The 24,222-nt window shown below is 65.0% G+C and carries 24 protein-coding genes; 16 read left to right on the forward strand and 8 right to left on the reverse strand.

Annotated features, from left to right (window positions below; all coding sequences use genetic code 11):
- The first annotated feature begins 97 nt into the window (after nucleotides 1–97).
- From N0K08_RS01495 to N0K08_RS01520, 6 genes are all read left to right on the forward strand, one after another.
- On the forward strand, nucleotides 98–1,762 hold the full coding sequence (locus N0K08_RS01495; RefSeq protein ID WP_261498219.1) for a CTP synthase: 1,665 nt from the start codon (nucleotides 98–100) through the stop codon (nucleotides 1,760–1,762).
- A gap of 29 nt (nucleotides 1,763–1,791) precedes the next feature.
- Nucleotides 1,792–2,649 carry a 3-deoxy-8-phosphooctulonate synthase gene (kdsA, locus tag N0K08_RS01500; protein ID WP_261498220.1) on the forward strand — a complete coding sequence of 286 codons (858 nt, stop codon included), beginning with the start codon at nucleotides 1,792–1,794 and terminating at the stop codon, nucleotides 2,647–2,649.
- 2 nt (nucleotides 2,650–2,651) lie between these two features.
- Nucleotides 2,652–2,942: a DUF1330 domain-containing protein gene (locus tag N0K08_RS01505; protein ID WP_261498221.1), complete on the forward strand. Its 291-nt coding sequence runs from the start codon at nucleotides 2,652–2,654 to the stop codon at nucleotides 2,940–2,942.
- 118 nt (nucleotides 2,943–3,060) lie between these two features.
- Nucleotides 3,061–4,347, forward strand: a complete 1,287-nt coding sequence (gene eno, locus N0K08_RS01510; protein WP_261498222.1) for a phosphopyruvate hydratase — start codon at nucleotides 3,061–3,063, stop codon at nucleotides 4,345–4,347.
- Between the two features lie 71 nt (nucleotides 4,348–4,418).
- Entirely contained in the window at nucleotides 4,419–4,697 is a 279-nt protein-coding gene (locus tag N0K08_RS01515; RefSeq protein ID WP_261498223.1) for a septum formation initiator family protein, read from the forward strand.
- Nucleotides 4,698–4,719: 22 nt separating this feature from the next.
- Entirely contained in the window at nucleotides 4,720–5,220 is a 501-nt protein-coding gene (locus tag N0K08_RS01520; RefSeq protein WP_261498224.1) for a hypothetical protein, read from the forward strand.
- A gap of 58 nt (nucleotides 5,221–5,278) precedes the next feature.
- On the opposite strand, the gene hslO is transcribed toward N0K08_RS01520, so the two are convergent.
- Together hslO and N0K08_RS01530 are read right to left on the reverse strand one after the other, a co-directional pair.
- Nucleotides 5,279–6,277: an Hsp33 family molecular chaperone HslO gene (gene hslO, locus N0K08_RS01525; RefSeq protein WP_261498225.1), complete on the reverse strand. Its 999-nt coding sequence runs from the start codon at nucleotides 6,275–6,277 to the stop codon at nucleotides 5,279–5,281.
- A 29-nt stretch (nucleotides 6,278–6,306) separates the two neighbouring features.
- Nucleotides 6,307–6,831, reverse strand: a complete 525-nt coding sequence (locus N0K08_RS01530; RefSeq protein ID WP_261498226.1) for a gamma carbonic anhydrase family protein — start codon at nucleotides 6,829–6,831, stop codon at nucleotides 6,307–6,309.
- Between the two features lie 45 nt (nucleotides 6,832–6,876).
- On the opposite strand from N0K08_RS01530, the gene N0K08_RS01535 reads away from it, so the two are divergent.
- From N0K08_RS01535 to N0K08_RS01545, 3 genes are all read left to right on the forward strand, one after another.
- A complete protein-coding gene (locus tag N0K08_RS01535) occupies nucleotides 6,877–7,680 on the forward strand; it encodes a ferritin-like domain-containing protein (protein ID WP_261498227.1) in 804 nt (267 codons plus the stop codon).
- A gap of 67 nt (nucleotides 7,681–7,747) precedes the next feature.
- Complete coding sequence (locus N0K08_RS01540; RefSeq protein ID WP_261498228.1) at nucleotides 7,748–8,989, forward strand: EAL and HDOD domain-containing protein; 1,242 nt, start codon at nucleotides 7,748–7,750, stop codon at nucleotides 8,987–8,989.
- Between the two features lie 47 nt (nucleotides 8,990–9,036).
- Nucleotides 9,037–10,317, forward strand: a complete 1,281-nt coding sequence (locus N0K08_RS01545; RefSeq protein ID WP_261498229.1) for an EAL and HDOD domain-containing protein — start codon at nucleotides 9,037–9,039, stop codon at nucleotides 10,315–10,317.
- 78 nt (nucleotides 10,318–10,395) lie between these two features.
- On the opposite strand, the gene N0K08_RS01550 is transcribed toward N0K08_RS01545, so the two are convergent.
- The 4 genes from N0K08_RS01550 to queG form a co-directional block, all read right to left on the reverse strand.
- The gene (locus N0K08_RS01550; protein WP_261498230.1) at nucleotides 10,396–11,376 is read right to left on the reverse strand and encodes a Bug family tripartite tricarboxylate transporter substrate binding protein; all 981 of its coding nucleotides are present in this window, start codon (nucleotides 11,374–11,376) and stop codon (nucleotides 10,396–10,398) included.
- Nucleotides 11,377–11,519: 143 nt separating this feature from the next.
- A complete protein-coding gene (gene xerD / locus N0K08_RS01555) occupies nucleotides 11,520–12,449 on the reverse strand; it encodes a site-specific tyrosine recombinase XerD (RefSeq protein WP_261498231.1) in 930 nt (309 codons plus the stop codon).
- Nucleotides 12,450–12,560: 111 nt separating this feature from the next.
- Nucleotides 12,561–13,526 (reverse strand): tripartite tricarboxylate transporter substrate binding protein BugE, encoded by a 966-nt coding sequence (locus N0K08_RS01560; protein WP_261498232.1) that lies wholly within the window; start codon nucleotides 13,524–13,526, stop codon nucleotides 12,561–12,563.
- A 95-nt stretch (nucleotides 13,527–13,621) separates the two neighbouring features.
- Nucleotides 13,622–14,677, reverse strand: coding sequence for a tRNA epoxyqueuosine(34) reductase QueG (gene queG, locus N0K08_RS01565; protein WP_261498470.1), 1,056 nt, complete (start codon nucleotides 14,675–14,677; stop codon nucleotides 13,622–13,624).
- Between the two features lie 12 nt (nucleotides 14,678–14,689).
- Between queG and tsaE the strand changes: the two genes are divergently transcribed.
- The 3 genes from tsaE (at nucleotide 14,690) to N0K08_RS01580 (ending at nucleotide 17,184) form a co-directional block, all read left to right on the forward strand.
- The gene (gene tsaE, locus N0K08_RS01570) at nucleotides 14,690–15,214 is read left to right on the forward strand and encodes a tRNA (adenosine(37)-N6)-threonylcarbamoyltransferase complex ATPase subunit type 1 TsaE (protein ID WP_261498233.1); all 525 of its coding nucleotides are present in this window, start codon (nucleotides 14,690–14,692) and stop codon (nucleotides 15,212–15,214) included.
- Nucleotides 15,211–16,647, forward strand: coding sequence for an N-acetylmuramoyl-L-alanine amidase (locus N0K08_RS01575; protein ID WP_261498234.1), 1,437 nt, complete (start codon nucleotides 15,211–15,213; stop codon nucleotides 16,645–16,647). Before tsaE ends, N0K08_RS01575 begins: the two co-directional genes overlap by 4 nt.
- Before the next feature lie 318 nt (nucleotides 16,648–16,965).
- Nucleotides 16,966–17,184, forward strand: a complete 219-nt coding sequence (locus N0K08_RS01580; RefSeq protein ID WP_261498235.1) for a glycine zipper 2TM domain-containing protein — start codon at nucleotides 16,966–16,968, stop codon at nucleotides 17,182–17,184.
- Between the two features lie 66 nt (nucleotides 17,185–17,250).
- On the opposite strand, the gene N0K08_RS01585 is transcribed toward N0K08_RS01580, so the two are convergent.
- Entirely contained in the window at nucleotides 17,251–17,907 is a 657-nt protein-coding gene (locus N0K08_RS01585) for a DedA family protein (RefSeq protein ID WP_261498236.1), read from the reverse strand.
- A gap of 304 nt (nucleotides 17,908–18,211) precedes the next feature.
- Between N0K08_RS01585 and N0K08_RS01590 the strand changes: the two genes are divergently transcribed.
- The 3 genes from N0K08_RS01590 to gdhA all read left to right on the forward strand — a co-directional run bounded on the left by N0K08_RS01590 (nucleotide 18,212) and on the right by gdhA (nucleotide 22,301).
- Complete coding sequence (locus N0K08_RS01590) at nucleotides 18,212–18,454, forward strand: glycine zipper 2TM domain-containing protein (RefSeq protein ID WP_261498237.1); 243 nt, start codon at nucleotides 18,212–18,214, stop codon at nucleotides 18,452–18,454.
- 94 nt (nucleotides 18,455–18,548) lie between these two features.
- Nucleotides 18,549–20,555 carry a DNA mismatch repair endonuclease MutL gene (gene mutL, locus N0K08_RS01595; protein WP_261498238.1) on the forward strand — a complete coding sequence of 669 codons (2,007 nt, stop codon included), beginning with the start codon at nucleotides 18,549–18,551 and terminating at the stop codon, nucleotides 20,553–20,555.
- A gap of 399 nt (nucleotides 20,556–20,954) precedes the next feature.
- Nucleotides 20,955–22,301, forward strand: coding sequence for an NADP-specific glutamate dehydrogenase (gene gdhA / locus N0K08_RS01600; protein ID WP_261498239.1), 1,347 nt, complete (start codon nucleotides 20,955–20,957; stop codon nucleotides 22,299–22,301).
- Nucleotides 22,302–22,368: 67 nt separating this feature from the next.
- Here gdhA and N0K08_RS01605 read toward each other — a convergent pair whose 3' ends face one another.
- The gene (locus tag N0K08_RS01605) at nucleotides 22,369–23,235 is read right to left on the reverse strand and encodes a methylglyoxal synthase (RefSeq protein WP_261498240.1); all 867 of its coding nucleotides are present in this window, start codon (nucleotides 23,233–23,235) and stop codon (nucleotides 22,369–22,371) included.
- A gap of 111 nt (nucleotides 23,236–23,346) precedes the next feature.
- Here N0K08_RS01605 and N0K08_RS01610 point away from each other — a divergent pair, with 111 nt between their 5' ends.
- On the forward strand, nucleotides 23,347–24,192 hold the full coding sequence (locus tag N0K08_RS01610; protein ID WP_261498241.1) for an alpha/beta hydrolase: 846 nt from the start codon (nucleotides 23,347–23,349) through the stop codon (nucleotides 24,190–24,192).
- The last annotated feature ends 30 nt before the right edge of the window (nucleotides 24,193–24,222 follow it).

The raw sequence follows: 24,222 nt of genomic DNA on the forward strand, positions 1-24,222 counted from the left end.
TAGATGAACAGCCTCTGGACAGGGGATAACCGCTGGGGTTCAGGCAGGTGAAATGGGCGCGCATCTATAATCCTTCTTTACCAACACCAATAAAGACATGACCAAATTTGTCTTCGTCACCGGCGGTGTGGTGTCTTCCCTGGGCAAGGGAATCGCCTCCGCCTCCCTTGCTGCGATCCTCGAATCGCGCGGCCTCAAAGTCACTCTGATCAAGCTCGATCCCTACATCAACGTGGATCCGGGCACCATGTCGCCGTTCCAGCATGGTGAAGTGTTCGTGACGGACGACGGCGCCGAAACCGATCTGGACCTGGGTCATTACGAGCGTTTCATTGAAACGCGCATGAAGCAGTCCAACAACTTCACCACCGGCCGCATCTATCAGAGCGTGCTCGAGAAAGAACGCCGCGGCGACTACCTCGGCAAGACCGTGCAGGTCATCCCGCACATCACCAACGAAATCCAGGACTACATCAAGCGCGGCGCCGGCATTGGCACGCCCGACGCTGTCGATGTGGCGATCTGCGAAATCGGTGGCACTGTGGGCGACATCGAGTCCCTGCCCTTCCTCGAAGCCGTGCGCCAGTTGAGCCTCAAGCTCGGCCCCAACAACTCGGCGTTTGTGCACCTGACCTACCTGCCCTGGATTGCCACGGCCGGCGAGCTCAAGACCAAGCCCACCCAGCACACGGTGCAAAAGCTGCGCGAAATCGGTATCCAGCCCGACGCGCTGCTGTGCCGCGCGCTGCACCCCGTGCCCGCGGAAGAACGCGAAAAGATTTCGCTGTTCACCAACGTGCCCGAGTGGGGCGTGATCTCCATGTGGGACGTGGACACCATCTACAAGGTGCCGCGCATGCTGCACGAGCAAGGCCTGGACGGCCTGGTCTGCGACAAGCTGCGCCTGAACACGCCCCCGACCAGCCTCAAGCGCTGGGACGATCTGGTGCATGAAACCGAACACCCCCAAGGCGAAGTCAAGATCGCCATGGTCGGCAAGTATGTGGACCTGTCGGACAGCTACAAGTCGGTCAACGAGGCCCTGCGCCACGCCGGCATGCGCAACCATGTGCGCGTGAAGATCGACCACCTCGACTCGGAAGCCATCGAAGGCCATGCGGCCGAGAAGCTGGCCCAGTACGACGCCATTCTGGTGCCCGGCGGCTTCGGCTCGCGCGGCGTGGAAGGCAAGATCGCCACCGCCCAGTTTGCCCGTGAACACAAGGTGCCTTACCTGGGCATCTGCCTGGGCATGCAGGTTGCGACCATCGAGTACGCACGCCATGTGGCCGGCCTCAAGGGTGCCAATTCGACCGAGTTCGAACCCACCTGCGCCCACCCGGTGATCGCCCTGATCAACGAGTGGAAAGATGCGGACGGCACGATCAAGAAGCGCGACGAGAATTCCGACCTCGGCGGCACCATGCGCCTGGGCGCGCAAAGCTCCGACGTGCAGCCTGACACCCTGGCCCACAGCATCTACGGCGACGTGGTCACCGAGCGTCATCGCCACCGCTACGAAGCCAACGTGAACTACCTGGACCAGCTGCGCGAAGCCGGCCTCGTGATCTCGGCGCTGACCCAGCGCGAGCAGCTCACCGAGATCGTCGAATTGCCCAAGAAGGTTCACCCCTGGTACATCGGCGTGCAGTTCCACCCCGAGTTCAAGTCGACCCCCTGGAACGGCCACCCGCTGTTCAACGCCTTCATCAAGGCGGCCCTGGAGCACCAGAAGCAGCGCACCAGCACTGCCAAGGCCTGACGCTCGCTACTGTTAAAAGGAATACCCCCATGAAACTCTGCGGCTTTGATGTCGGTCTGGATCACCGCTTTTTCCTCATCGCCGGCCCCTGCGTGGTCGAGTCCGAGCAGTTGCAGATGGACGTGGCGGGACAGCTCAAGGAAATCACTTCCAGCCTGGGCATTCCTTTCATCTTCAAGAGCAGCTTCGACAAGGCCAACCGTTCCTCGGGCACGAGTTTTCGTGGCCCGGGCATGGAAAAAGGCCTGGAAATCCTGGCCAAGGTCCGCAAGGAGCTGAACGTTCCCATCCTCACGGACGTGCACACCGTCGAAGAAGTGCCCTATGTGGCCAGCATCGTCGACATGCTGCAGACGCCGGCCTTTCTGTGCCGCCAGACGGATTTCATCCGTGCGGTGGCCCAGTCGGGCAAGCCGGTGAATATCAAGAAGGGCCAGTTCCTGGCCCCGCATGACATGAAAAATGTCATCGACAAGGCGCGTGCCGCAGCCCTGGAAGCGGGTCTGCCTGCAGACTCCTTCACGGCCTGCGAGCGCGGCGCGAGCTTCGGCTACAACAACCTGGTCAGCGACATGCGTTCGCTGGCCATCATGCGCGAGACCGGCGCTCCCGTGGTGTTCGACGCCACCCACAGCGTGCAACTGCCCGGCGGCAACGGCACGACCAGCGGCGGCATGCGCGAAATGGTGCCCGTGCTGTCGCGCGCGGCCGTGGCGGTGGGCGTTTCCGGTCTGTTCATGGAAACCCATCCGGACCCGAACAACGCCATGTCCGACGGCCCCAACGCCGTGCCGCTCAAGCACATGCGCGCGCTGCTCGAAACGCTGGTGGCACTCGACGACATCACCAAGCGCAACGGCTTCCTCGAAAACCAGTTTGGAGCTTGACCATGGCCAGCGGCTACGTGATTGCATCGATTGATGTCACCCACCCCGAGCAGTACGCCGAGTACCGCATCTGGAGCAGCAAGGCCATGCAGGCCCATGGCGCCGAAGTCTGCGTGCGCGGCGGCCAGGTCGAAGTGCTCGAAGGCGACTGGAACCCCGGCCGCACGGTGGTGCTCAAGTTCCCCAGCTTCGAAGCCGCCCAGGCTTTTTACGAGACGCCCGAGTACCGCAAGGCACGCGAAGTGCGCGAAGGCGCAGCCATCGTGCGCATGGTCTGCGTCGAAGGCGTCTGACGCGCAACCCTGTCCAACCCAAGCGCTTGCCGGTCAAGCGCGAAAGCCGAGCCACAGGGGCCCTGCCCCGCCGGTGCTCGGCCGGATGACCTGATTCAAAAACCTTCAAAGGAAAATCATGAGTGCGATTGTTGATATCGTCGGCCGCGAAGTGCTGGACAGCCGCGGCAACCCCACCGTCGAATGCGACGTGCTGCTGGAATCGGGCGTGATGGGCCGTGCGGCCGTGCCTTCGGGCGCGTCCACCGGTTCGCGCGAAGCCATCGAGCTGCGCGACGGCGACAAGAGCCGTTACCTGGGCAAGGGCGTGCTCAAGGCCGTGGAACACATCAACACGGAAATCTCGGAAGCCGTTCTGGGCCTCGACGCTTCGGAACAGGCCTTCCTCGACAAGACCTTGATCGACCTCGACGGCACCGACAACAAGGGCCGCCTGGGCGCCAACGCCATGCTGGCCGTGTCGATGGCCGTGGCCCGCGCCGCTGCCGAAGAAGCCGGCCTGCCCCTGTACCGCTACCTCGGCGGCATGGGCGGCATGCAGTTGCCCGTGCCCATGATGAACGTCATCAACGGCGGCGCGCACGCCAACAACTCGCTGGACCTGCAAGAGTTGATGATCATTCCCGTGGGCGCACCGACGTTCCGCGAAGCCGTGCGCTGGGGCGCTGAAGTGTTCCACGCACTCAAGAAGATCATCCACGACAAGGGCATGAGCACGGCCGTGGGCGACGAAGGCGGTTTCGCGCCTTCCGTGGAAAACCACGAAGCCGCCATCCAGCTGATCCTCGACGCCATCGAAGCCGCGGGCTACAAGGCCGGCGAACAGATCGCCCTGGGCCTGGACTGCGCTGCCAGCGAGTTCTACAAGGACGGCATGTACGTGCTGGCCGGTGAAGGCAACCTGACGCTGACCGCGACCCAGTGGACCGACATGCTGGCCGGCTGGTGCGACAAGTACCCCATCATCTCGATCGAAGACGGCATGGCCGAAAACGACTGGGACGGCTGGAAGATCCTGACCGACCGCCTGGCCTCCAAGGTCCAGCTGGTGGGCGACGATCTGTTCGTGACCAACACCAAGATCCTCAAGGAAGGCATTGACAAGAAGATTGCCAATTCCATCCTGATCAAGATCAACCAGATCGGCACGCTGACCGAAACCTTCGCCGCCATCGAAATGGCCAAGCGCGCTGGCTACACGGCCGTGATTTCGCACCGCTCGGGCGAAACCGAAGACTCGACCATTGCCGACATCGCCGTGGGCACCAACGCCGGCCAGATCAAGACCGGCTCGCTGTCGCGTTCGGACCGCATGGCGAAGTACAACCAGCTGCTGCGCATCGAAGAAGACCTGGGCGAGATCGCCTACTACCCAGGCCGCGAGGCTTTCTACAACCTGCGTTAAAACGCAGCCACCGGTGAAGAGGCCCGCCCTCTTCACCGGGCGTTTGCACTCTGCCACCCCGACAACGTCCCATGGTCCATCGCATCGTCCCACCGATCTTGCTGGTATTGCTCGCAGCCGTGCATGCACAGCTGTGGCTGGGCCATGGCAGCGTGGCCTATGTGAAAGAGCTGCAGCAGGAAATTGCCAAGCAAAATGCCGCCAATGCGGTCATGCGCAAGGAAAACGAACGGCTCACGGTCGAAGTCAACGACCTCAAGGACGGCCTGGAAATGGTCGAAGCCAAGGCCCGCAGCGAACTGGGCATGCTCAAGCCCAACGAAATTTTTGTACAGATCACCCACCGCTGACACTCCAGCCCGGTATCTGCCCATGGCCGACGACAGCGCTGTCGCCCCTCCCGACTGTCTCGTGACCGTGCTCGGCGCCTGCCACAGCGCCGCCGATGACCTCGCCGCCGCCCTGGCCGAGGCACTCGCCCCCACCCCGCTTACAAGCTACTCCCTGGACCATGCCAGCCAGCGCTGGCTGGCCGAAGAAGGCCCAGGCCCGCTGCCGTACGCACCGGCGCACTGCTGGCTGCTCTGCGGCCTGGATCTGCCCTGCCCGCCCGCGCTGCGCGAACGCCAGCAGCGCGAAGACGCCTGGCTGCGCAGCCAGCTGGCCGCTGCCAGCCTGGTGTTTCGCGTGATCTACGGCGCCACCGCCCAGCAACGCCTGTCCCAGGCCCTGCGGGCCATAGACAGCGTCGCACCCAGCGCCGCCACGGCCAGGCACCGCCCAGCCGCATCCAGCCAGCGCCTGCGCTCGCGCTGTGAAGACTGCGGGGATCCGGACTGCGAACGCCGGCTGTTCACGGCCTTGCGCGACTGAATGCAAAAAAGCCCGCAGCGCGCGGGCGCTACGGGCTTTGGCTCAGCACCGGGCAGCTTCAGTGCACGGCGTCCGAACTCGGCGGCAGCTTTTCAGCGTCGGTGAACAGCCGGGCGGCATCGATGGGGTCGAACTGGTATTGCTGACCGCAGTATTCGCAGGCGACTTCGATCATGCCGCGCTCCTGCACAATGCTCTCGATCTCCTCCACGCCCAGCGTGTTGAGCATGTTGGCGACGCGCTCACGGCTGCAGTTGCAGGCAAAACGCGGACCGTCCTCACCGACCTGGGGCTCGAAACGCACCAGTTTTTCTTCCCAGAACAGGCGGCGCAAAATAGTGTCGACGTCCAGCGTCAGCAGCTCTTCCTGCGTCAGGCTCGAGGCCAGCGTGGCGATGCGGTTGTACTCTTCGTTCAGGCCGTTGCGGTCATGGCCTTCCTCGGCGCTTTCGGTCGCGGCAGCAAGATTGGCTTCGCCTTTGACCGGCATGCGCTGCACCAGCAGGCCCGCGGCCACCTGGTCGTTGGCGGCCAGCACCAGCACCGTGTCGAGCTGCTCGGACTGCAGCATGTAGAACTGCAGCGCATCCGACAGGCGCTCGAAGCGCCGGCCCTTGGCGTCTTCCAGCGGCACCACGCCCTGGTAGGGCTGCTGGCCGGGCTGGCGGTCCTTGGGGTCCAGCGTGATCGCGCAGCGCGCGCCACCCGAGACGTTGAGCAGGTCGGCCAGATGGGCGCCATCGGCCACCGGCTGGTCGCTGCGCACCGTCGCCGTGGCGCGCACGCTCAGGTCGGGCTGGACTTCGGTCACGGCGAGCTTCACCGGGCCGTCGCCGAACACCTGCATGATCAGGGCCCCATTGAACTTGATGTTGGACTGCATCAGCACGCCCGCGGCCGCCATCTCGCCGAGCAAGGCCTGCACCGGCGGCGCGTAGGCACCGGTATCGCTGTTGCCCGCGCGGCGCGCGAGAATTTCGGTCCAGGCATCGGTGAGGCGCACGATCATTCCGCGCACCGGCAGGCCATCAAAAAGGAATTTATGGAGTTCAGACACGCAGGGTTCCTGGAAAAAATGCCCGGGTTTCAGCCGAGCTTGTGCAAGCCGCTCTTGTAGCGGCGTGCGTTGTCAATGTAATGCTGCGCACTTTTGCGCAGCCCTTCGATTTGCTCGGGGCTCAGCTGGCGCACCACCTTGGCGGGGCTGCCGATGATCATCGAGCCATCGGGAAATTCCTTGCCTTCGGTGACCAGCGCTCCGGCGCCGACCAGGCAGTTCTTGCCGATTTTCGCGCCATTGAGAATCACCGCGCCTATGCCGATCAATGACTCGTCACCGATGGTGCAGCCATGCAGCATCACCTGGTGGCCCACGGTGACGCGCTCGCCCACGACCAGCGGCTTGCCCAGATCGGCATGCAGCACGCTGGCGTCCTGGATGTTGCTGCCCGCGCCAATGTGCAGGCTGTCGGCATCGCCGCGCAGCACGCTGCCAAACCAGATGCTCACATCCTCGCCCAGCCTCACGTCGCCAATCACCTGGGCGCTGTCGGCCACCCAGGCCGATGCAGCCACCTGCGGCACCAGGCCGTCGAGTTCATAAATCGCCATCGGGTTTGTCTCCGTTTGTTATATGTAAAACCTAGAATTGTAGGGATGGAGTTACGTCACCACGCCCTCGAGGCTTTATGCCTTGCCGACCCTGAGCTCAAAGCCCGCCAGACGCTGCATATGTATGCGCAGCAACAGGATTTTTCAATAGACCCCGCATTGATTTTGGCCCCGGCCCCCGGCACCACCCTGCCCGGCCACCCCGAGAAGCCCGAATTGCGCCCGCACACCGAGATGGCCCGGCGCTCGCCCGCCACGCCCCATGGCCGGGCCGTGCTGATCCACGCCATCGCCCATATCGAGTACAACGCCATCAACCTGGCGCTGGACGCGATCTGGCGCTTCCCCGCCATGCCCAAGGCGTTTTACCGCGACTGGCTGCAGGTGGCTGGCGAGGAAGCCAAGCATTTCCAGCTGCTGCGCGCCCACTTGCGCAGCGTGGGCCATGACTACGGCGACTTTCCCGCCCACCAGGGCCAGTGGACGATGTGCGAGAAGACCCAGGACAACATCATCGCGCGCATGGCCCTGGTGCCGCGCACCATGGAAGCCCGCGGCCTGGACGCCACGCCGCAGATCCAGGCCAAGCTGCGCCAGGTGGGTACGGACGACGCACTGGCCGCGGTCGAGATCCTGGATGTGATCCTGCGGGAGGAGATCGGCCATGTGGCCATTGGCAACCACTGGTACCGCTGGCTTTGTGAGCGCGATGGACTCGATCCGGAAAGCCATTTCATCCACCTCATGCAGCAGTACGCGGCGCCGCGCATGCGCCCGCCCTTCAACACGGCGGCGCGGCGCGCGGCCGGCTTCAGCGAGACGGAATTGCTCTGGCTGGAACAAAGCTGAAGAACGAGTGCGCCCAAGCACCACGCTTGTCCCTACAATCCCGCTTGGCTTTGTTTGATTGCGTTCCATGACCACGACTGTCCCGGCCTCCGCCACTCCCATGATTGCCCGGCAAGCCATCATCAACCACCTGAATCAGGTCGTAGGCTACGAGTTGTTCAATCGCTCGCGCGCGGCCCTGCAGCACACGGCCGCGTCGGATGTGATTCTGGTGTTCACGGCGCTCTCGCACGCGGGCAGCGAAGACATCATCGGCACCAAGCTGCTGTTTGTGAACTGCACCCACGAAAGCCTGGCTGGCGGCCACCTGGACCTGCTCAACCCGGCCCAGATGGTGCTCGAAATCCCGTCGCTGGGCCATACGGCCAGCGAGGAAGTCAGCGCCCGCCTGCCCATACTGGCCCAGCTGCGCGCCCAGGGCTTTCGCCTGGCGTTCAACCACAGCGTGCTGGAGTCGGCCTATGCGCCCTGGCTGCAGCTGGCCGACTTCATCAAGCTCGACCTGTCGGTGCTGCCGCCCGACCAGTTGGCCGTGCGCATCCAGTACGCCCAGCGGCACAGCAAGGCCCAGCTGATTGCCGAGAAGATAGAAACCCAGCAGCACTTCGAAACCGCCAGCCGCCAAGGCGTGCAGCTGTTCCAGGGCTATTGGTTTGCGCGTCCTTCGGTGGTCCACACCAAGCTGCTGCAGCCCGCCCAGGCCAACATCATCGAACTGATCAATCTGCTGCGCCTGCAGGCCAGCACCGAGTCCATCGAAGAGGTCTTGAAGAAAGATGCCGGCCTGGCCTTCAACCTGATGCGGCTGATCAATTCGGCGGGCTTCGGCCTCACGCGTGAAGTGAGCTCGTTCCGCCAGGCGGTGATGTTTCTGGGCCTCAAGAAACTGTTCCGCTGGGCGGCCCTGCTGCTGACGGCCACGCGCGACGGCGGCCCCCCGCCCGCGATCTGCCAGACGGCCGTGGTCCGAGGCCGGCTCATGGAACTGCTGGCACTGCAGGCCGACATGTCCGAAGAGCAGGCCGACCAGGCCTTTGTGACCGGACTGTTCTCGCTGCTCGACTCCATGCTGCCGCTGCCGCTGGCACCGGCGCTGGCGCTGGTGACCGTGCCCGAAGCCGTGTCCAGTGCCTTGCTGCAGGGTGAGGGGCCGCTGGCCGAGCTGCTGGCACTGGCCAAAGCCTGCGAATCCAGCGATGACGTGGCCTTTCACCTGGCGGCACGCAGCCTGCAGCTGAGCAGCACGCAAATCAACAGCGCCCACCTGCAGGCCCTGGCCTGGACAGACCGCCTGGCCGACCCACTGTAGCGCGCGCCGATCAGCCACGGAGCAGCGTTCCCGGCATAATTCCCGCTATGAGTACCTCTGCATCCGACGCCACCGCCACGCCCGCCTTGCCCGAAGGCGTTGACGACAGCAACCTCGCCATCATTGCGAGGCAGGCCATCGTCAACGAAAAACGCGAGGTCTACGGCTATGAGCTGTTCGATCGCTCCACGGCCCACGATGCCCATACCGCGGCCAGCGATGCAGCACTGCTGTTCAACGCCCTGTCCTATGCCGGCGCCGAAGCCCTGGTCGGGCAGAAAACAGTATTCATCAACTGCACGCAGGAAAGCCTGTCCGGCGGTCACCTCGAACTGATCCACCCCGACAAGGTGGTGCTGGAAGTGCCCACGCTGGACGAGAACGCCACCCAGGCCGACATCGAAGCGCGGGTGCACATTTTTCACGCCCTGCGCGAGCGGGGATTTCGCCTGGCCTTCAACCAGGGGCTGCTGCGCCGCGCCTACGCGAGCTGGCTGCCCATGGCCTCGTACATCAAGCTCGACCTGCAAGCTTTTCCGCTGCAGGATGCCGAGTCGCTGGTGAAGTTCGCGCGCGCCTACACCCAGGCCAAGGTCGTGGCCGAAAAGGTGGAAACCGCCGAGCAGTTCGAACTGATGCGCAGCCTGGGAGTGCAGTACTTCCAGGGCTACTGGTTTGCCCATCCCGATCTGGTCCGTGCCCAGACCATCCGCCCCTCGCAGGCCACCATTCTCCAGCTCATCAATCTGGTGCGCCAACAGGCCAGCACGGCGGAAATCGAGGACCTGCTCAAGAAGGACCCGACGCTGTCCTTCAACCTGCTGCGCTTCATCAACTCCTCGGGCTTTGGCCTGTCGTGCGAAGTCACGTCCTTCCGCCACGCGGTGATGATCCTCGGCCTGAAAAAGCTGTTCCGCTGGGCCGCGCTGCTGATGACCACGTCGCGCACCGGGGGTTCGCCGCCCGCCGTGGGCCAGACCGCCGTGGTCCGCGGTCGCCTGATGGAACTGCTCAGCGCCGAACTACTGCCGCCCGAAGAATCCGACAACGCTTTTGTCGTCGGTGTGTTCTCCCTCCTCGACGTGATGCTGGGCGTGCCGCTGGGCAAGGCCTTGGAGTCGGTCGCCCTGCCCCAGCCCGTGGTCGATGCCCTGCTGCACAACACGGGCGTGCTCGCGCCTTTCCTGGAGCTCACCAAGGCCTGCGAAAGCGGCGATGACGCGGCCTTTGCGCGCAGCGCCAATGCCTTGCAGCTGACCAACCATCAGGTCAACTGGTCCCATTTGCAAGCGCTGACCTGGGCGGAAAACCTGGACACGAATGAATAATCGAGCCCCCTCCAAGGGCGCGTAAAAAAGGCCGGCTGCCCCCCAAGGGCAGTCGGCCTTTTTGCTGGCGCGCGCTGCTTAGTTCAGCTGGATCTTCGCGGCGCGGATGATGCGCGCATTGCTTTGCGACTCTTCCGCGATCTGGCGCGCAAACGCAGCGGCCTTGCCGCCCGTGGGCACGTTGTCGGTCGCAGCCAGCTTGGCCTGCAGGTCCGGCGAAGCCAGGGCCTTGTTGATTTCGGTGTTGAGCCGATCGACGATGGCCGCAGGCGTGCCCGCCGGCGCGAAGATGCCGAACAGCGACGTCACATTGGCCGAAGCATGGCCCAGCTCGGCCAGCGTGGGCACGTCGGGCAGGGAAGCCAGGCGCTGGGGCGCGCCCACGGCCAGGGCTTTGAGCGTGCCCGCCTTGATATGCTGCATCACTGCCGGGCCGGCATTGGTCGACAGCACTTCAAACTGCGCGCTCAAGGCGTCGTTGAGCTGCTGGCCGCCGCCCTTGTAGGGGATGTGGGTGATGTCGACCTTGGCCGTATAGGCAATCTGCTCGAGCATGATGTGGCCCAGCGAAGCCAGACCGGCCGTGGCCCAGCGCACGCTGCCCGGATCGCTCTTGGCCTGGGCCATCAGCTGACCGAAATCCTTGGCCGTGTTGCGCTTGGTACCCAGCAGCAGCACCGGCGAATACATCACGCTGGCCACGGGGATCAAGTCCTTGGCCGGATCAAACGGCAGCTTGCCCAGATGCGGGCTCAGCGCCAGCGGGCTGATGGCAGAAAAGCCCAGCGTATAACCGTCGGGATTGGACTTGGCCACCTGGTCCAGGCCGATGGCGCCGCCAGCGCCCGCCTTGTTCTCGACCACGATGGGCTGACCCAGCTGCGCCGTGAGCTTGTCGCCCAGGGCGCGCGCCACCACGTCGCTCACGCCGCCCGCGGGGTAGGAAACCACCACGCGGATGGGGCGCGCAGGCCAGGCCTGCGGCTGGGCCCAGGTCACCATCGGCAACACTGCCAACACACCCGCCGCCAACCAGCTTCGACGCAAAGAATTTGTCATTACTACTCCGAAATAAATAGGCACTGGGGCCGGTCACGGCCCCGCACGATGGGCTGCATTTTGCCTTAAGAGGCATAAGCAACTCTAATCACTCTCACAAAACCGCAACAACAACCATCCATTGAAACCCTGAGCAACAGGACTCACCCTCGAGGATGGTGTTCGGCATGCAGCTTCTTGAGCCGCTCGCGGGCCACATGGGTGTAGATGGTGGTGGTCGAGATATCGACATGGCCCAGCAGCATCTGCACCACGCGCAGGTCGGCGCCGTGGTTGAGCAAATGGGTGGCGAAAGCGTGGCGCAGGGTGTGCGGCGACAGCGGGGCGGTGATGCCCGCGCGCTGCGCGTACTTTTTCACCAGCAGCCAGAACATGACGCGCGTCATGCCGCTGCCGCGCTGGGTCACGAACAGGTCGTCGCTGTGCTGGCCGCCGAGAATCGCCTGGCGCGCCTCCTGCTGGTAGCGCTGCAGCCACCAGGCGGCTTCGTCGCCAAACGGCACCAGGCGCTCGCGCTGCCCCTTGCCCGTCACCCGCACCACGCCCGAGCGCAGGTCCACCGCGTGGCTTTGCAGTTCCACCAGCTCGCTCACGCGCAGGCCGCTGGCATACATCAGCTCCAGCATGCTGCGGTCGCGCAGGCCCAGCGGCGTGCCATCGTCGGGCGCGTGCAGCAGCGCTTCGACCTGGGCCTGGGTCAGCGTATGCGGCAGGCGCGGCGGCTGGCGCGCGGCCAGCAGGCGCACCGTGGGATCGGCCTGCAGGCGTTTTTCGCGCAGCGCCCAGTGAAAGTAGCGCCGCAGCACGGTCAGACGCCGGTTCGCCGTGGTGGCCTTGGTCAGCGCCAGGCCGGCCGCGAAATAGGCCTGCAGCTGCGGCTCCTGCGTGGCGTCCAGCGCCAGCGGCTCGGGCAGCTGCGCCAGCCACTGGGAATAAAGCGTGAGATCGCGCCTGTAGGCCGCCAGCGTATTGCGCGACAGCCCGTCCTCGAGGAACAGGGCGTCGACAAAGCTGTCGATGGCCGCCTGGCTTTCGGGCAGGGCGTCGGTGGCGTCAAGAGGCGATGTAGGCATTGTCAGCAAGCCTACACCGAGATGGGATGGAGAATGAAAAAACCCGCAGGCCAGGCGCGCGGCCTGTTCTGCGGGTCTTGGTGGGGTCTGCGCTGCTTGCAGCGCGCACGCTCACTCCAGCGTCAGCTTCTGCTTGGCCACCACCTGCTTGTAGACCGCCAGCTCCGCCTTGAGCTCGTCCGCGAACTCTTCAGGCGAATTGCCGACCACCAGCGAGCCCGTGTCTTCGATGCGCTTGCGCACGGCCGGGTCCTGCAAGACCTTGCGGGTCGCGGCATTGATCTTGTCGACCAGTTCCTTGGGCATGTTCTTGGGGCCCAGGATGCCGTAGAAAGCCATGCGGTTCACCTGCTCCAGGCCGACTTCCTTGAAGGTCGGCACATCGGGCAGCACGGCCAGGCGCTGGGGCGCGGCCACGGCGATGGCGACCAGGCGCTTGTCCTTGATGAACGGCAGGGCCGAAGGCAGGTTGTCCAGCACCATGGGGATCTGGCCGGCAACCGCGTCATTGAGCGCCGGACCCGCACCGCGGTAAGGCACGTGCACGATATCGATCTGCGTCAGGCTCTTGTACAGCTCCATCAGCATGTGCTGCACGCCGCCCGTGCCCGAGGAACCGTAGGAGTACTTGCCGGGGTTCTTCTTGAGGTAGGCTTCGAACGACTTGTAGTCCGTGGCCGGGAACTTAGGATTCACCGCGATCACATTCGGCGTGGCCGCAATGTTGATGATGGGGGTGAAATCCTTGATCGGGTCGTAAGGCGTCTTGGGGTTGATGGCCGGGTTGGTGGCCATGCTCGACAGCGTGGCAATGCCCAGGTTGTAGCCATCGGGCTTCTGGCGCGAAGTTTCCAGCGCACCGATGGCGCCGCCGCCACCGCCGCGGTTTTCCACCACCACCACCTGGCCCAGCTCCTTGCCCAGAGGTTCCGCGATCACGCGCGCGATGATGTCCGTCGTGCCGCCGGGCGCAAAAGGCACCAGCAATTTGATCGGCTTGGTCGGATAGGCCTGGGCCATGGCGAACGTGCTCGCGAGGGCCAGGGTAAGGCCGAGCCAGCTGTTGCGTTGAGACATAAAAGTCGCCTTTTAGGATTTTTAGACCTTGGCATCCTAAGCGGGTACATGGCGTTGACGACGACCAGGCAGGCGCTAATTACTCGGTATTTACCCTAGCCTTCGGCGCTGGCCACGCGTTGTTTCAGCGCCCATTGCACATGCTCGCGCACCAGCGCTTCGGGGTGATCGCTGCGGCTGAGCAAGGCCTGCTGCACGGCCGGATCGCCGGTCTCGCGCCAGGCATTGCCCAACGCCACGGCGATATTGCGCAACCAGCGCAGATGGCCGATACGGCGTATCGGGCCGCCTTCGGTGCAGCGCAGGAAAGTGGCTTCGTCCCAGGCGAACAGCTGTACCAGTTGCGCGCCGACCAGTCCGCCGCGCGCGTCGAAATCGGGCAGGCTGCTGCGCTGGGCGAACTTGTTCCAGGGGCAGGCCAGTTGGCAGTCGTCGCAGCCGTAGATGCGGTTGGCCATCAGCGGACGCAACTCCTCGGGGATGGCCCCCGCATGCTCTATGGTCAGGTAGGAAATGCAGCGCCGCGCGTCGACCCGCTGCGGCGCGACGATGGCGCCCGTGGGGCAGACATCGCTGCAGGCCTGGCAGCTGCCGCAATGGGCCGTGACCGGCGCCGTGGGTTCTAGCGCCAGATCGACGTAGATCTCGCCCAGGAAGAACATGGATCCCGCTTCGCGGCTCAGCACCAGCGTGTGCTTGCCGCGCCAGCCCTGGCCGCTGCGGCTGGCCAGCTCGGCCTCGAGCACCGGCGCCGAGTCGGTGAACACGCGGTGGCCGAAGGGGCCAACCTCGGCAGCGATGCGGTCACTGAGTTTTTGCAGCCGCGCGCGCAACACCTTGTGATAATCACGCCCACGGGCATAAACCGAGACAATGGCTTCACCCGGCCGCGTCAGCCGCTCCCATTCCACCGCCTGCCAGCCTTCGGGCGTGTCGCGCGGCAGATAGTCCATGCGCACGGTGATCACGCTCACCGTGCCGGGCACCAGTTCGGCCGGACGCGCACGTTTGAGACCATGGGCCTGCATGTAATGCATGTCGCCATGGAACCCTTGGGCCAGCCATTGGATCAACCCGGGCTCGGAAGAGGACAAATCCACGCCCGCGACCCCGATTTGGGAAAATCCCAAATCACGGGCCCAGCCTTGAATCGAAGGAAAGAGTTGACTGCTGCACACCATACCCCTGCGATTGTAGGAAGCACAGGAAGCCCCCAGCCTTTGGCGACGCGCCAACTGCTGTGGGCCTCCGAAGAAGACACCGCCCGCTTTGCGGCGCAACTGGCGCAACAGCCCCAGTTGCACGACGCCTACCTGACCTTGCACGGCGACCTCGGCGCGGGCAAGACCACGCTGGTGCGCCATCTGCTGCGCGCCCTGGGTGTGCAAGGGCGCATCAAGAGCCCGACCTACGCCGTGGTGGAGCCGCACGAAGTGCCCGGCCTGGCGATCTGGCACTTTGATTTCTACCGCCTGGAAGATCCGCGCGAATGGGAAGATGCTGGATTTCGTGACATTTTCGCCAGTCCCGGCCTCAAGCTGGCAGAATGGCCGGAAAAAGCAGCCGCTCTTACGCCGCCTGCTGATATAGCTATCCATATTGAAGCAATCGACGAAACGCAGCGCAGCGTGATGCTGGCGGCCCACACGCCTGCCGGCCGCGACATGCTTGCAACCTGGCCCGCATGAACGACGTTCTCCCTTCCTCCCCTTCCCGGCGCAGCCTGCTGCAGGCCGGCTCACTGGCCTTGCTGCTGGGCACGCAGCAGATCGCCCGCGGCGCCACCATCCTGGCCGTACGCGTCTGGCCTGCCCCCGAATACTCGCGCGTGACGCTCGAATCCGACACGCCACTGGTCGCCAAGCAGTTCTTCATCGCTTCGCCACCGCGCTTGGCCGTGGACATCGAAGGCATAGACCTGAATCCCGCGCTGCGCGAGCTGGTGGCCAAGGTGCGCGCCGACGACCCCAACATCGCCTCCATCCGCGTGGGGCAGAACTCGCCCAATGTGGTGCGCCTGGTGCTCGACCTGAAGCAAAAAGCCTCGCCCCAGGTGTTCACCCTCGCGCCGGTGGCGGCCTACAAGCACCGGCTGGTGTTCGACCTTTACCCGGAAAAGGCCGTGGATCCGCTGGAAACGCTGATCACCGAACGTCTGCTCGACACGGGTTCAGGTTCGGCGTCGGCCCCGACGCAAGCCGCCGCCCCTGCCCCCGACCTGCTCGGCGACCTGATCGCCCAGCACAGCCAGGGGAACGCCGCTGCACGGCCCAAACCATCCACGCCCACGGCCGTGCCGCCCCCACCCACGGTGATTGCACAGGCACCGCCGCCGCCGCCCGCGCCCAAAGCGCCACCCCGGCCGACGACCAACACCGCCACCGCGCGCCAGACCGACCGCATCATCATCGTCGCCCTGGACCCTGGCCACGGCGGCGAAGACCCGGGCGCCATCGGCCCCGGCGGCACGCGCGAAAAGGACGTGGTGCTCAAGGTGGCCCACCTGCTGCGCGATCGCATCAACAGCGCGGAAATCAACGGCAGCCCGATGCGTGCATTCCTCACGCGCGATGGCGACTATTTCGTGCCCCTGGGCACGCGCGTGGAAAAAGCCCGGCGCGTGCAGGCCGATCTGTTTGTCAGCATCCACGCCGACGCCTTCACCACGCCCCAGGCCAGCGGCGCCAGCGTTTTCGCGCTGAGCCAGGGTGGCGCCTCGAGCACGGCCGCCCGCTGGCTGGCCAACAAGGAAAACCAGGCCGATATGGTGGGCGGCCTGAATGTGGGCTCGCAGCAGGACAAGCAGGTGCAACGCGCCCTGCTCGACATGAGCACCACCGCCCAGATCAATGACAGCCTCAAGCTCGGCGGCGCCTTGTTGGGTGAAATCGGCGGCATGGCCAAGCTGCACAAGCCGCGCGTGGAGCAAGCCGGCTTCGCCGTGCTCAAGGCCCCGGACATTCCCAGCGTGCTGGTGGAAACGGCGTTCATCAGCAATCCTGGCGAAGAAGCCAAGCTGCGCAGCACGGCCTACCAGACCCAGCTGGCCGATGCGCTGATGCGCGGCATTCGCGGCTACTTTGCCAAGAATCCGCCGCTGGCGCGCAGCCGGGCGGTGTAGTAGGGGGGCACCCCCTGAGCCGCTGCCGCGGCTCCCCCCTCTCATCCTTCGGTGGAGGGGGGCGACACCATCGCTGCGGGGCGGCCCTTGCTCGGTGTCCCTGAGCTGGGGCGCGCCAGTTGCGTGGGCTGCGCTCGCTGCCCCATTGCTGGGACACGCCAGTCGCCTGGGCTGCGCTTGCTTTTCCGGTGCTTGGGCGCTAGTCCTACAAGGACTGCCGGACCAGGCCCGCAAGCCGGGGAGCGCTGCGGTGGCATGCTTGCCTCAAGGACTTTAAAAAGTCTGTTTGCGGCATCCTGCCGCAAAGAAGGATGGACCATGAAAACTCGCACTCTCTTCCTGGCTGCGGCCACGGCCGCAGCACTCACCCTGGGCGGCTGCGCCAATAACGCCCAGTTGGGCACGGGTGTCGGCGCCGTCGCCGGCGGCGTTGTCGGTGATGCCGTTTTTGGCGGCACTCTGGGCACCGTGGGTGGTGCCGCTGCTGGCGCTCTGATCGGCAACGAAGTCGGCAAGCGCAGCGACCAACGCCGCTAAAACCGTCACACGCACGCAAAAAAGCCAGCATCCGCTGGCTTTTTTGCATTCAACGACCGAGACCGTTCAGACGGGCTGCTTGGCCTTGTCCTGACGCCCTGCACGCCAGGCGCCAAAAATGGCGATCAGCCCCGGCACCAGAATCAGCGCCCAGATGATCTTTTCCAGATTCTCACGCACCCAGGGCATGTTGCCGAACAGGTAACCGGCCGTCACCAGGCTGCCCACCCACAGCACCGCGCCGCCGATGTTGAACGCGGAGAACTTGCCGCGGTTCATTTCCGCAACGCCAGCGACAAAAGGCGCGAACGTGCGAATAAACGGCATGAACCGCGCCAGCACGATGGTGATGCCGCCGTAACGCTCATAAAACCCATGGGCCTGGTCGAACGCCTTGCGGTTGAACCAGCGCGAGTCCTCCCACTGGAACACCTTGGGGCCTATCCGGCGTCCGATCAGGTAATTGCACTGGTCACCCAGAATCGCTGCTGCCAGCAACACCGCGCAGGCCAGCGGATAGTCCATCAAGCCTATGCCGCACAGCGCGCCGACGATGAACAGCAGGGAGTCGCCGGGCAAGAACGGCATGACCACCAGGCCGGTCTCGACAAACACGATGGCGAACACCAGCGCATACACCCAGGGCCCGTAGGCCACGACGAAAGCTTCGAGATGCTTGTCAATGTGCAGAATGAAGTCGATCAGAAAAGAGATGATTTCCAAGACAGTGCTTTCAATAACCAGGGAGCGAGGGGCCAGGGCCGGGGTGCCGACACGCAAAGCGCGGCATGGCGTTATTTTTGCGCAAGTTCGGGCGCTGCGCGCCCGCAGGCTGCACAAAATCCGCTTCCAGGCCGCTTCTCCGCGAAAGTTACATATTCAGCGCATATCTACGCTTATTTGCAATTTAAGCGGCCATCGAAGGCCTCAACTTTACAAACCCCTGGCACAGTAAAGACCATGCCCATACAGCAAGGCAACCGCCGCTGACATGGGCCGGCCCCCACAGAACAACGGAGTTTATTCAATGACACACGCTCTCAAAACCCTCACCTGCACCGGTCTGGCCGCTCTGGCCCTGTTCACGCTGTCCGGCTGTGCCCACGGCCCCAGCCGTTCGCAAATCGGCACCGGCGCAGGCGCCGTGGTCGGTGGCGTCGCGGGTAACGCCTTGTTTGGCAGCACCCTGGGCACTGTCGGCGGCGCCGCCGCTGGCGCACTGATCGGCAACGAACTCGGCAAGGACAGCGGCCGTCGCGGTCGCCGCTAAACCAGGCTGGGGCGTGGCGACAACGCCCCCACGGAAAATGCAGCAGCAGCGGCCCTTTGGCCGCTGTTTGCGTTGAGCCTCTAAAATTCACCGGGTGAACGCTTCCATCCCCTCCTCCACCGTCGCCCCGTCCCGTCGCCCGATTCGCGACCTGCCCGATGAACTCATCAGCCAGATTGCCGCCGGTGAAGTCGTAGAACGCCCAGCCTCGGTGGTGCGCGAACTGGTCGACAACGCCCTCGATGCCGGTGCGACGCAAATCACCTTGCGCCTGCTCGCCGGCGGCGTGCGGCTGATCACGGTCGAAGACGATGGCGTCGGCATCCCCCGCGAGGAACTGCCGGTGGCTTTGCGCCGCCACGCCACCAGCAAGATCGCCGATCTGCACGACCTCGAAACCGTGGTCACCATGGGCTTTCGCGGCGAAGCCCTGGCGGCCATCGCTTCCGTGTCCGAAGCCTCGATTCTTTCGCGCCCCGCGGGCCAGGACAGCGCCTACCTGCTGGACGCGCGCAGCGGCGAATTGCGCCCGGCCGCGCGCAACCCGGGCACGACAGTGGAAATCAAGGAGCTGTTCTTCTCCACGCCGGCACGCCGCAAGTTCCTCAAAACCGATGCCACCGAGCTCGCGCACTGCGTCGAATCGGTGCGCCGCCACGCGCTGGCGCGCCCCGACGTGGGCTTTTCCATCTGGCACGAAGGCAAGCTGGTCGAACAATGGCGCGCCGTCCCGTCCAGCGATCCCCAGGAAGCGCTGGCACGCCGCCTGGCCGATGTGCTGGGCGAGGACTTTGTTGCCCAGTCGGTGCCCGTGGAGCGCCTCAATGGCGCGATCACCGTGACCGGCCGCGCCGGCATACCGGATGCGGCGCGCTCGCGCCCCGACCACCAGTACTGCTATGTCAACGGCCGCTTCGTGCGCGACAAGGTGCTCACGCACGCCGCGCGCAGCGCCTACGAAGATGTGCTGCACGGCCAGAAACAACCGATTTACGCGCTCTACATCACCATCGATCCGGCGCGCATCGACGTCAACGTCCACCCGACCAAGATCGAAGTGCGCTTTCGCGACAGCCGCGAAGTCCACCAGGCCGTGCGCTACGCCATCGAGGACGCGCTGGCCGTGCCGCGCGCGGCCGCCGCCCAGGCCGCGGCGCAAGCCGCCGAGAACGCTCCCGTCGACGCGACTGGCGAGACCGGCGCCGCGGCGGCCGCCCCCGCCTTCACGCTGGCCCCACGTCCCCAGCAAGTGTCCATGTCCTTTGGCAGCCCGCTGACCGGCCAGCGCGTGAGCGACATGGGCGCGCTCAGGGCGCCCATGCGCGCGCCCGCCGAGCCCGCGGACGCAGGCGCGCCTGTCAATGGCCTGGACGCGACCGCTGCGCTGCCCCCAGCGACAGCCCCCGCCGCGGCATGGGCTCCGGCGCCGCAAGCATCGGACACCGCCGTGACGACCGCTGCCGCGGCGGCCGCTGCCGCGACGGCCGCTGCCGCCCCCGCGGAAAACAACGAGCACTGGCCGCTGGGCCGGGCCGTGGCCCAGCTCCATGGCGTCTACATCCTGGCCGAGAATGCCCAGGGCCTGGTGCTGGTCGACATGCATGCCGCCCATGAACGCATCGTCTACGAACAGCTCAAGGCCAGCGTCAATGCCCAGGAACGCATTCCCAGCCAGCCGCTGCTGATTCCAGCGACCTTCGCCGCCACGCTGCAGGAAGTCGCCACCGCCGAAGCCCACGCCGAGACCTTGGGACTGCTGGGAATGGAGATCACGCCGTTTTCGCCCAAGACCCTGGCCGTGCGCTGCGTGCCCGCGTCGCTGGCCCAGGGCAATGCGGTGGAGCTGGCGCGCAGCGTGCTCGGTGAACTCGGCGAGCACGACGCCAGCACCGTGGTGCAACGCGCGCGCAACGAGATTCTGGCCACCATGGCCTGCCACGGCGCAGTGCGCGCCAATCGCAAGCTCACGCTCGACGAAATGAACGGGCTGCTGCGGCAAATGGAAGTCACCGAGCGCTCCGACCAGTGCAACCACGGACGCCCCACCTGGCGGCAGATGTCCATGCGCGAACTGGACGGGCTGTTTATGCGCGGGAGATAAAGCACCCCCTGAGCCGCTTCGCGCTAGGCGCGCCCCGGCTTCCCCCTCTCAACCTTCGGTGGAGGGGGACGACACCTTCGCTGCGGGGCGGCCCTTGCTCGGTGTCCCCATGTTGGTCCGCGCCAGTTGCTTGGGCTGCGGGCATTCTGCGCAGCTGATACCAAGCACCCCCTCTACCCCTTCCACCAGCCGGCCATGCCGGCCGCTGCCGCATGGGCGCATGGGAGCGGTCCGCGCCCCGTAACAGTGCCTGCACTGCACTCCAACGCACCAAAACCGCCTTTTCTGCACCAGTCATGCACATGACCTCCCCAAAAAGATGCATAAGGGCATACCTTTTTGGCATAATGTTGTTTCAGATTTTTCAAGCAGCCGTTTTTTAGTCAGAAAGTTCTTTCCATGAAGTACGAGACCGTCGAGCATTTCCTTGAACACGTGGCGCAGCGCAATCCCGGCCAGCCCGAGTACCTGCAAGCCGTCACCGAAGTGATGGAAAGTCTCTGGCCCTTCATTGAAAAGCACCCCAAGTACACGGAAAACAGCCTGCTCGAACGCCTGGTCGAAGCCGAGCGCACCATCATGTTCCGCGTCAGCTGGATCGACGACAAAGGCCATGTGCAGGTCAACCGCGGCTTCCGCATCCAGCACAGCATGGCCATCGGCCCCTACAAGGGCGGCCTGCGTTTCCACCCCTCGGTGAACCTGTCGGTGCTGAAGTTCCTGGCGTTTGAGCAGACCTTCAAGAACGCTCTGACCACCCTGCCCATGGGCGGCGCCAAGGGCGGTTCGGACTTCGATCCCAAGGGCAAGAGCCCCACCGAAGTGATGCGCTTCTGCCAGGCTTTCGTGAGCGAACTGGCCCGCCACATCGGTCCCGACACCGATGTGCCAGCAGGCGACATCGGCGTGGGCGGCCGCGAAGTCGGCTTCATGGCCGGCATGTACAAGAAACTGACCAACAGCTCGGCCTGCGTGTTCACCGGCAAGGGCCTGGCTTTCGGCGGCTCGCTGATCCGCCCCGAAGCCACCGGCTACGGCACGGTCTACTTCGCGCAGGAAATGCTCAAGACCCGCGGCCAGTCGTTCGACGGCCTGACGGTCTCGGTGTCCGGCTCGGGCAACGTGGCCCAGTACGCCGTGGAAAAAGCCATGGCCCTGGGTGCCAAGGTCGTGACGGTGTCCGACTCCTCGGGCACGGTCTATGACAAGGCCGGCTTTGACGCCGAAAAGCTGGCGCTGCTGATGGACGTCAAGAACCACCGCTATGGCCGCGTCAGCGACTACGCGGCCCTGGTGCCGGGCGTGGAATTCCTCGCCGGCCAGACGCCTTGGGGCATCAAGGTCGACGTGGCCCTGCCTTGCGCCACGCAGAACGAGCTCAACCTCGAAGACGCGAAGACGCTGATGGCCAATGGCGTGCGCTGCGTGGCCGAAGGCGCCAACATGCCTGCGACCATCGAAGCCGCCAAGGCATTCGAAGCCGCCGGCGTGCTGTACGCACCGGGCAAGGCCTCCAACGCCGGTGGCGTGGCAACCTCGGGCCTGGAAATGTGCCAGAACTCGGCACGCCTGTCCTGGCCTGCCGAGGAAGTCGACGGCCGCCTGCTGCAAATCATGCAAGGCATCCATGCCGCCTGTCTGAAGCACGGCCAGCGTGCCGACGGCACGGTGAGCTACATCGACGGCGCCAACGTCGCCGGCTTCGTCAAGATCGCCGACGCGATGATCGCCCAGGGCGTGCTGTAAGCCCCAGGCTTGATCGCCAACAAAAAAGGGACCGAAAGGTCCCTTTTTTCATGCCCGATCGATGCGCTCAGCCGCGCAACAGCGCCGCGTCGCACCAGCGCTGCGCGACCTGCGGCGTCGTCATGCACACCGTCTCATGCGTGACCGTGGTCACGGCGCGCTCCAGCAGCTGGATGTCGGCTTCGTGCTGGCGCGCCACATGCGGATCCTCGAAGAAGATCACGCGCTGGCAGCGCCGCTCCAGCACCAGATCGGCGATCTGTGCATCGCCGCCCAAGGGGCCGCTTTGGTAACGGTCCACCCAGGGCTGGTCCGCGGGCCAGCCTTTGCTCCAGGCCATTTCGTTGAGTTTCTGGCCGGTGGTGCCCGTGCCCACGCGCCGCGCAAAGCGCGACAGCAGGTCGAAATTGCGCTCGGCAAAGGCCAGCATTTGCGGCTTGAGCGCATCGTGGGCGATCAGCGCCAGCGTCTGCTGGCCCAGGTCGTAAAACCGCTGGGCATTGCGGTCCGGCGCCAGCCCCTGGTGCAGGCGCTCGACTTCCACCCAGTCGCGCGCCGATGCCACCGTCGACAAAAAGGGCTTGCCGTGGATCACGCACTGGCGCTTCAAGGCCAGGGCTTCCGGGAAGATGGACGAGGGATCGACCGGATCTATCAGGTAGATGGCGCCATCCAGGTGGCGCTCGCCGTCGTCCAGCCCCACCACTTCGGCCACCAGCTTCATCAGCCCGCCTTCACGGCCGTAAGGGTAGCGACGTATGCCGGGATAGGCCTTGAGCATGCCCGCGGCATGGATGGCGTCATAGGTGCGGCCCACGGTATGCAGGCCCAATTGCAGCTCGCGTATGCCCGACTCGCAGGCGCGCAGCCAGGAAAACAGGGCCGCGTCCTCGGCCTGGTGGTGAAGACGGTTGGCAGCTAAACCCAAGCGCATAAATCTCTCTCGAAAAAATCGCACAACGCAGACCGAATCCCCGACCTGGGTCGGGCCATGGACGAGAGCATATCCTTGAATGCCCGCTCCACTTCCAACTCCGTCCATCCCATGCGCCCTGCTCGTCTGGTTCTTGCCGCCCTCTGCTGCACCCTGCTGGCCACCAGTGGCTGCGCCCTGCTCGACGCCAAGCAGCGCGAATGGATTTTCCAGCCCAGCCAGCGCACCTGGCAGGGGGCCGACACGGCGGGCATGCGGGACGTCTGGATAGATTTCGATTCCCGCCTGAGCGGTGAGGCCGTTCGCCTGCACGCACTGTGGCTGCCAAGCCAGGACCGCGCAGCGCCCGTGCTGCTGTACCTGCATGGCGCACGCTGGAACGTTTCGGGCTCGTCCCAGCGCATACGACGCATGCAGTCGCTGGGCTTTTCGGTGCTGGCCGTCGACTACCGGGGTTTTGGCCAAAGCAGCGCCGGTCTGCCGTCCGAAGCACTGGCCATCGAAGACGCGCGCGCCGCCTGGCAGTGGCTGGCGCAGCAATACCCGCACAAAGACCGCTACCTGTTCGGCCATTCGCTGGGCGGCGCGATTGCCATCGCGCTGGCCAGCGAAGTCGATGACGAGCGCGGCACCCTGGTCGAAGGCACATTCACCCGCATGGCCGATGTGGTCAGCAGCCTGCGCTGGGGCTGGTTGCCCGTGGGCCCCTTCCTCACCCAGACCTTCGATTCCCAGGCGCGTGTGGCGCGCATAGGCGCGCCGCTGCTGGTGGTGCATGGCAGCAACGACCGGCTGATTCCGCCAGTGTTGGGTGAGCAGCTGTACGCAGCCGCGCCGGCACCCAAGCGCTGGGTGCTGGTCGAAGGCGGCAGCCACCACAACACCAACGCCGTCGGCCTGGACCAGTACCGCGTGGCGCTGCGGGAGCTGTTCGACTGGCCGGCGCCAGCGCCCTAGCCCCGCCAGTGGGCGAGCGTGGGGGAATAG

It is taken from the genome of Acidovorax bellezanensis, assembly GCF_025421555.1.
Lineage (GTDB): Bacteria > Pseudomonadota > Gammaproteobacteria > Burkholderiales > Burkholderiaceae_C > Comamonas > Comamonas bellezanensis.